The 7,262-nt window shown below is 67.0% G+C and carries 8 protein-coding genes; 4 read left to right on the top strand and 4 right to left on the bottom strand.

Annotated elements, in window-relative coordinates:
• Positions 1–143: 143 nt before the first annotated feature.
• The 4 genes from pgeF to D4Q52_RS25820 are packed head-to-tail and all read right to left on the bottom strand — an operon-like array spanning position 144 to position 3,645.
• A complete protein-coding gene (gene pgeF / locus D4Q52_RS25835; RefSeq protein WP_119859454.1) occupies positions 144–911 on the bottom strand; it encodes a peptidoglycan editing factor PgeF in 768 nt (255 codons plus the stop codon).
• Positions 908–2,035, bottom strand: a complete 1,128-nt coding sequence (locus D4Q52_RS25830; protein WP_182915450.1) for a class I SAM-dependent methyltransferase — start codon at positions 2,033–2,035, stop codon at positions 908–910. Before D4Q52_RS25830 ends, pgeF begins: the two co-directional genes overlap by 4 nt.
• Positions 2,032–2,895 carry a prolipoprotein diacylglyceryl transferase gene (gene lgt, locus D4Q52_RS25825; RefSeq protein ID WP_119859453.1) on the bottom strand — a complete coding sequence of 288 codons (864 nt, stop codon included), beginning with the start codon at positions 2,893–2,895 and terminating at the stop codon, positions 2,032–2,034. The genes D4Q52_RS25830 and lgt overlap by 4 nt, the downstream gene beginning before the upstream one ends.
• A 9-nt stretch (positions 2,896–2,904) precedes the next feature.
• On the bottom strand, positions 2,905–3,645 hold the full coding sequence (locus D4Q52_RS25820; protein WP_119859456.1) for a dienelactone hydrolase family protein: 741 nt from the start codon (positions 3,643–3,645) through the stop codon (positions 2,905–2,907).
• Positions 3,646–3,839: 194 nt separating this feature from the next.
• Here D4Q52_RS25820 and D4Q52_RS25815 point away from each other — a divergent pair, with 194 nt between their 5' ends.
• The 4 genes from D4Q52_RS25815 to ychF all read left to right on the top strand — a co-directional run bounded on the left by D4Q52_RS25815 (position 3,840) and on the right by ychF (position 6,962).
• Complete coding sequence (locus D4Q52_RS25815) at positions 3,840–4,118, top strand: accessory factor UbiK family protein (RefSeq protein WP_119859452.1); 279 nt, start codon at positions 3,840–3,842, stop codon at positions 4,116–4,118.
• A gap of 298 nt (positions 4,119–4,416) precedes the next feature.
• Positions 4,417–5,118: a 50S ribosomal protein L25/general stress protein Ctc gene (locus tag D4Q52_RS25810; RefSeq protein WP_119859451.1), complete on the top strand. Its 702-nt coding sequence runs from the start codon at positions 4,417–4,419 to the stop codon at positions 5,116–5,118.
• An 18-nt stretch (positions 5,119–5,136) separates the two neighbouring features.
• Positions 5,137–5,748 carry an aminoacyl-tRNA hydrolase gene (pth, locus tag D4Q52_RS25805; RefSeq protein WP_119859450.1) on the top strand — a complete coding sequence of 204 codons (612 nt, stop codon included), beginning with the start codon at positions 5,137–5,139 and terminating at the stop codon, positions 5,746–5,748.
• Between the two features lie 116 nt (positions 5,749–5,864).
• Positions 5,865–6,962 carry a redox-regulated ATPase YchF gene (gene ychF, locus D4Q52_RS25800; RefSeq protein WP_119859455.1) on the top strand — a complete coding sequence of 366 codons (1,098 nt, stop codon included), beginning with the start codon at positions 5,865–5,867 and terminating at the stop codon, positions 6,960–6,962.
• The last annotated feature ends 300 nt before the right edge of the window (positions 6,963–7,262 follow it).

Here is a 7,262-nt window from a genome sequence, read left to right as displayed (position 1 = left end):
CCCCCCGCGGCGCCCCCCCCCAAAACCCTTGCCGCCCCTCCCTCCCCCCCCCCCCCCCCCCCCGCGGGGGGGGGGGGCCCCGCCCCCCCCCCCCCCGCCCCGGAATGACGGCTGCGGGGAGGGAGAAAGAGTGCCGACCTCCGTCAGCCTTCCAGCGCGATGGCGTGGACGGCGCGGCCGTAGTCGGGTTCGGCGCGGTGGACGGAGCGGCGATAGCTGAAGAAATTCTCGTCCGGATAGGTGTCGATGCCGGTGTCGTCGATCTGCGCCACGCCGGCCGCCTCCAGCCGCATCCGGATGAAGCCGCCGAGGTCGAACATCGCGTGGCCGGGCCGGGCGGCCGGAATGAAGAAACGCGCATACGCCGGATCTACCGACGTGAAGCGCGCGACGAATTCGTCGCCGACCTCGTAGCTCGGCTGCCGGATCAGCGGCCCGATCGCCGCGACGACGCGGCTGCGCGTGGCGCCGAGCTTGGCCATGGCGTCGAGCGTGGCCTCCAGCACGCCGGTCAGCGCGCCCTTCCAGCCGGCGTGCGCGGCGCCGATCACTCGAGCCTCCGCATCGGCAAACAGGATCGGTCCGCAATCCGCCGCCGTGACGCCGAGCGCAATGCCGGGGATCGTGGTCACCAGCGCGTCGGCCTTCGGCCGCGCGGCGTTGTCCCACGGTGTTTCGACCACCACGACGTCGGGCGAATGCACCTGATAAAGCGTCAGGAAGCGCTCGGGCGCAACGCCCATCGTCTGCGCCATCCGCCGCCGGTTCTCGGCGACATGCTGCGGATCGTCGTTCGAACCGATGCCGCCGTTGAGACCCGCATAGATGCCCTGCGATACCCCGCCGTCGCGGTTGAAGAAGGCATGGCGCATGCCCGGAAGGGCGGCGAGCCGGGGTGACGTGATGGTCATTTCTGCCCTTTCGCGGCCCGCATGCCGTCGTCGCTGAGCGCGACCAGCGAGGGGATCGCCGGATCGGAAATGCCGATTACCTTGAACATCGAGCCCATCGCGCCGCGGCCTTCGCCGGTCAGCCGCTTCAGCGCGCCGGAAATATCTTCCGAGACTTGCGCCGACGCCTTGGCCATCAGCGACACCGCGCGGGTCTCGATGCCGAGCCGCTTGAGGAATTCGCCTTGCGTGACCGGGCCGTGCACGCGGGCACCAACGTCCTCGGCAGCGCGGCCGAGCGCCTGGAAATCGACATGGGCGGTGAGGTCGGCGCGGCCGGGACTCTGCAGCGGATCGGCGAAGCTGTGCTTGGCGATCGCCTGGAAAGTGTCGCCGACGTCGCTGCGGACGTGGCCGTAATCGATGATCAGCGCCGCGCCGCCCTGATCGCGCACGCGGCTGGCGATCTTCATGATTTCGGCATCGGGCCGCCATTCGAACACCGCGCCGACCGGCGCCATCCGCACCAAGGGCGGCAGCAGCATCTCGAATCGCGGAATCGGGTCCGGCGCGACGCCGAACACCAGCGCGCCGCTGCCGCTGATCTCGACCACGCGCTCGTGCCAGCCGGTTTCGCGCTTCACCGCCTGATGGATCGGCAGCACGTCGAAATATTCGTTGGCGAGGATCACCGCCGGACCGTCCGGCACCTCGTCGAAACTGCTGTGCCAGTGGATGTTGCGCAGCCCGACCAGCGCGGTCTTCTGCTTGTCGCGCAGCACCGGGTTGATCTCGACCAGATGCACGCTGAGCGCCTGATAGAGTTGCGGCAGCACCCGCAGCGCGCGCAGCGCGTCGGCCATCATGGTGCCGCGGCCGGGACCGATTTCGACCAGTCGCAGCGAACTCGGCTCGCCGGCTGCGGTCCACACCGAGGCCGCCCACAGCCCGATCAATTCGCCGAACATCTGGCTGATCTCGGGCGAGGTGGTGAAGTCACCCTCGCGGCCGAGCGGATCGCGCGACACGTAGTAACCGTAGTCCGGGTGGTTGAGACACAGCTCCATATAGCGCCACACCGGCATCGGCCCGGCCGATTTGATCAGCCGCTTGATCTCCTCCGACAGCGCCGAGAAGTCCGTCACTTGCTGGCCTCGTGGGAGCCGGCTGGCAGGGCTGGTGAGGCCCTGAGTTTGTTGCGGCGGGCCAGCAGCATCACAACGATGCCGGCGATCACCATCGGCACCGAGAGCAGCATGCCCATCGTCAGCCCGCCCCACAGAAAGCCGAGCTGCGGGTCGGGCTCGCGGAAGAACTCGCCGGTGATGCGGGCGAGGCCGTAGAAGGTCAGGAAGGCGCCGATGATCAATCCGGGCCGCTTCAGCGCGCCGGCGCGGATCATCAGCGCCAGGATCACGAATAGCGCAATGCCCTCGAGGCCCGCCTCATAGAGCTGACTCGGATGCCGCGGCAACGGGCCGGCGTTGGGAAACACCATCGCCCAGGGCACGCTGTCATCGGCCGGCCGGCCCCACAATTCGCCATTGATGAAATTGGCGATGCGGCCGAGAAACAGCCCGATCGGTCCCACCGCGCAGGTGATGTCGCCGAGCGAGGCGATCGAGACGTTGCGCTTCCAGCCGAACAGCGCCACCGCCACGACGCAGCCCATGAAGCCGCCGTGGAACGACATGCCGCCCTTCCACAATTCGAAGATCTCCGCCGGATGCGCGACGAAGAAGTCGAGATTGTAGAACAGCACGTAGCCGGTGCGGCCGCCGAGGATGATGCCGATCGTCACCCACAGGATGAAATCGTCGAACTGCAGCGGCGTGATCGGCGCCGGGCCGCCCCACAGCCGCTCGCGCTGCAGCAGCATGCGCGCGTACAGCCAGCCGAGCAAAATCCCAGCGATATAGGCGAGCGCGTACCAGCGGATCGCGAACGGGCCGACCGCGATGGCGATCGGATCGAACACGGGGAAGGCGATAGCGAAGAACGGCATTGCGGCTGATTACGCCGAAAGCCGGCGGCGGTACAGCGCCAACAGGCGCTCCCAATGGCGTTCGGCGGCATCCCGATCGTAGACCGGCCGGCTCGGGAATGCGAACGCGTGCTGCGTGCCGGGATAGACTTCGACCTCGGCGTTGACCCCGTCGGCGACGAGAGCGTCCTGCAAGGCCTTGATCGTCTCCGGCGGCGCCCATCGGTCGGTTTCGGCGCAGGCGAAATACAGCTCGCCGCTCGCCTTTCGGGCGTTGATGTGCGGACTGTCCGGCGCATCGGTCACCAGATGCGTCCCGTACATCGAGGCGGCGGCTTTGACCCGGTCCGGAAACAGCGCGGCCGCGCTGATGGCATAGCGGCCGCTCATGCAGTAGCCGACGGCGCCCGCGGGCCCCTGGCTGGCTGCGGGCTGGCCGCTGGCGAAATCAAGCAGCGCCTTGGCGTCACGCATCACCATGGCGATGTCGAGCGACTGCATCAGCTCGTACATCCGCACGCGCTCCGGGGCGGCTTCATCGGGCGCAATCGGCCCGAGCTCGAACACGCCGGAGCGGTAATACAGACTAGGCAGCATCACATAATAGCCGCAGGTGCCGAGCCGCCGCGCCATGTCGCGCAGCTCCTCGCGGATGCCCGGTGCATCCATGAAGAACAGCACCACCGGATGCGGACCGCCGCGCTCCGGATGGGTGATGAAGGTGCTGACCTGGCCGTCCGGGGTGGGGATGTCGATCTGCTGCTCGATCATGCGGGCGATCGATCCTTCCAGATGGTCTGCCAATGGGGGTCTTGCGATGCGGGCGCGAACATCGCAAGGAAAACGGAGCCTGACAAGGCGCGGAGCACGCGCGCCGGCGCCTTGAAGTGCGCCGCCGCCGTCGCCATTGTTTCAACAGCTGACGCTTGCCTTCACCTTCGCGGCAGAGACCGGAGTTCTCGACCATGACCCAGACCAACAACCGGATTTTCGACGAGATCGGCCGCCTGATGAACGACGCCGCGGGCGCCGCCCAAGGCGTCAAGCGTGAGGTCGACGCGGTGGTCCGCAACCAGGCGGAGAAAATCCTGCGCGATCTCGATCTGGTGAAGCGCGAGGAGTTCGAGGCTTTCAAGGAAATGGTCCGTCTCGTCCGCGAGGAAAACGAAACCCTCAAGGCCCGCATCGCCGCCCTCGAAGCCCGCCAGGGCGGCGGCTCCGAGCCTCCGACCGCGATGGCGTGACGGCAACCGCCTGGTAAAAGTCGTCATGCCCGGGCTTGACCCGCCTGCGGGGCCGAAGCCCCTTCGGCGAGGCGAAGGCCCGGGCATCCATCCTCTTCGCTAAGACGAGGATTGTCGGGTCAAGCCCGGCAATGACGGCTCGAGGTGGCTTGGTCCGCCCGATTTCCTTGTCATTTCGCCCCTTTGGGGCTAGAACGCCGGCACGTCCGCGGCCCCCGCACCCCTGGAGGCTTGCCGCGGCGCATGCACGAGGCCGCCTAGCGGCCTTTAATTTTTGACAGATCAAGGACTTACAACGATGGCGAACGTCTTGGAATTGAAGGCGACCGCGCGTCCGAAGAGCGGCAAGGGGGCCGCCCGGGCAGAGCGTCGCGCCGGCCGCGTGCCGGGAGTGATCTATGGTGACAACCAGCCCCCGCTGCCGATCTCGGTCGAAGACAAGGAACTGCGCCTGCGCATCCAGGCCGGCCGCTTCCTCACCACGATTTTTGACGTCACCCTCGACGGCCAGAAGCATCGTGTGATTCCGCGCGACTATCACCTCGATCCGGTGAAGGACTTCCCGCTGCATGTCGACTTCCTGCGGCTCGGCGCCGGTGCGGCGATCCGCGTCTCGGTCCCGCTGCATCTGAAGGGTCTCGAAGTCGCTCCGGGCGTGAAGCGCGGCGGCACCTTCAACATCGTCACCCACACCGTCGACCTCGAAGCCCCGGCCGACAACATCCCGCAGTTCATCGAAGCCGACGTGTCGACCCTCGACATCGGCGTGTCGCTGCATCTGTCGGACATCGAACTGCCGAAGGGCGTGAAGTCGGTGTCGCGCGAGGACGTCACGCTGGTCACCATCGTGCCGCCGTCGGGCTTCAAGGAAGAGACCGCTGCTGCCGGCGCTGCGGCGCCTGCGGCTGCCGCGGCGCCTGCCGCCAAGGCTGGTGCTGCCAAGGCTCCCGCTGCGGCCGCCAAGGCTCCGGCGGCGGCTCCGGCTGCCAAGAAGAAGTAAACCGCGGGACGCCGCGGCATGCGCTTGTTTGTTGGGCTGGGCAATCCGGGACCGAAGTACCAGGACAACCGGCACAACATCGGGTTCATGGTCATCGACCAGATCGCGCGGCGTCATGGCTTCTCGCCATGGCGCCGTCGCTTTCAGGGCGAGACCGCGGACGGCACGCTGGACGGCGAGCGCGTCACGCTGCTCAAGCCGCTGACCTACATGAACGAGTCCGGCCGGGCAGTGCAGGACGCCGCGAGCTTCTACAAGATCGGGCAGAGCGAGGTCGCGGTGTTTCACGACGAGATCGAACTGCCGCCCGCCAAAGTGCGGGTCAAGGTCGGCGGCGGCATCGCCGGCCACAACGGCCTGCGGTCGATCTCGGCGCATATCGGCAATGACTACTTGCGGGTGCGGCTCGGCGTCGGCCATCCCGGCGTCAAGGAGCTGGTGCACAATCATGTGCTCGGCGACTTCGCCAAGAGCGAACGGCCGTGGGTCGAAGCGCTGTGCGAGATCGCCGCCGACAATGCCGGCCTGATCGCCAAGGGCAAAGACGCCACCTTCGCCAACAAGGTGCATTTGGCCATGCAGGCCAAGGGCTTTTACGACAGTGACAAGGGCGACAAGCTCTCCAAGTAACACGCCGTCATGGCCGGGCTTGTCCCGGCCATCCACGCCTTCACCGAGTGGCAACGCCGTAAGGCGTGGATGCCCGGCACAAGGCCGGGCATGACGAACTCTGGATCGAGGACGATATGGGCTTCAAATGCGGGATCGTCGGGCTGCCGAATGTCGGCAAGTCGACGCTGTTCAACGCGCTGACCGAGACGGCGGCGGCGCAGGCGGCCAACTATCCGTTCTGCACCATCGAGCCGAATGTCGGCGAGGTCGCGGTGCCGGATCCGCGGCTCGACAAGCTGGCCGAGATCGGCAAGTCGCAGCAGATCATCCCGACGCGGCTGACCTTCGTCGACATCGCCGGCCTGGTGAAGGGCGCCTCCAAGGGTGAAGGCCTTGGCAATCAGTTCCTCGCCACCATCCGCGAAGTCGACGCCATCGCACATGTGGTGCGCTGCTTCGAAGACAGCGACATCACCCATGTCGAGGGCAAGGTCGCGCCACTCGCCGACATCGAGACGATCGAGACCGAGCTGATGCTCGCCGACCTCGAAAGCCTCGAGAAGCGAGTCGACAACCTCACCAAGAAGGCCAAGGGCGGCGACAAGGATTCCAAGGAGCAACTCGAACTGGTGACGCGCGCGCTGACGCTGCTGCGCGACGGCCGGCCGGCGCGCTTCCTCGAGCGCAAGCCGGAGGAAGAGCGCGCGTTCCGGATGCTCGGGCTGCTGACCTCCAAGCCGGTGCTGTACGTCTGCAACGTCGAGGAGGGCTCCGCCGCCGACGGCAATAGCTTCTCCGAGCAGGTGATGGCGCGCGCCAAGGAAGAGGGCGCGGTCGCGGTGGTGATCTCGGCCAAGATCGAGTCGGAGATCGCCACGCTGTCACGCGAAGAGCGCGCCGACTTCCTCGACACGCTGGGCCTGCACGAGGCCGGTCTCGACCGGCTGATCCGCGCCGGCTACGAGCTGCTGCACCTGATCACTTACTTCACGGTCGGGCCGAAGGAAGCCCGCGCCTGGACCATCACCAAGGGCACCAAGGCGCCGCAGGCCGCCGCGGTGATCCACACCGATTTCGAGAAAGGCTTCATCCGCGCCGAGACCATCGCCTATGACGATTATGTCAGGCTCGGCGGCGAAGCCGGCGCCCGCGACGGCGGCAAGCTGCGCCTCGAAGGCAAGGAATACATCGTCGCCGACGGCGACGTGATGCATTTCCGGTTCAATACCTGACGACTTCGTCGGGTGGCGCTGAGTATCCGTAGGGTGGCGCTGAGCGCAGCGAAGCCCACGCGAATGGGCATCGCGTGGGCACGGCGCTGCGCGCCTTTGCACACCCTACGATTTCAGGGCTCCCACCTCTCCGCGAGTCATTCCGGGGCGCTCGCGAAGCGAGCGAACCCGGAATCTCTCTGCGCAACAATTTCGGGATTCCGGGGTCGCGCGCGAAGGGCGCGCGGAATTCAAAAAAGGGGGCGCGCAGGGCGGGCCCGCCCGGGATACCGGATAACCGGGGGTTCCCCAAAGCCCCCC

This window comes from Rhodopseudomonas palustris, from assembly GCF_003591005.1.
Lineage (GTDB): Bacteria > Pseudomonadota > Alphaproteobacteria > Rhizobiales > Xanthobacteraceae > Rhodopseudomonas > Rhodopseudomonas palustris_K.
This window is presented reverse-complemented; position numbering and strand designations above follow the sequence as displayed.

Bases quoted from the DNA above. Each gene is read 5' to 3' on its own strand.
- ychF (WP_119859455.1), top strand. From the start codon at position 5,865: ATGGGCTTCAAATGCGGGATCGTCGGGCTGCCGAATGTCGGCAAGTCG.
- D4Q52_RS25815 (WP_119859452.1), top strand. From the start codon at position 3,840: ATGACCCAGACCAACAACCGGATTTTCGACGAGATCGGCCGCCTGATG.
- pth (WP_119859450.1), top strand. From the start codon at position 5,137: ATGCGCTTGTTTGTTGGGCTGGGCAATCCGGGACCGAAGTACCAGGAC.
- pgeF (WP_119859454.1), bottom strand. From the start codon at position 911: ATGACCATCACGTCACCCCGGCTCGCCGCCCTTCCGGGCATGCGCCAT.
- D4Q52_RS25810 (WP_119859451.1), top strand. From the start codon at position 4,417: ATGGCGAACGTCTTGGAATTGAAGGCGACCGCGCGTCCGAAGAGCGGC.
- D4Q52_RS25820 (WP_119859456.1), bottom strand. From the start codon at position 3,645: ATGATCGAGCAGCAGATCGACATCCCCACCCCGGACGGCCAGGTCAGC.
- lgt (WP_119859453.1), bottom strand. From the start codon at position 2,895: ATGCCGTTCTTCGCTATCGCCTTCCCCGTGTTCGATCCGATCGCCATC.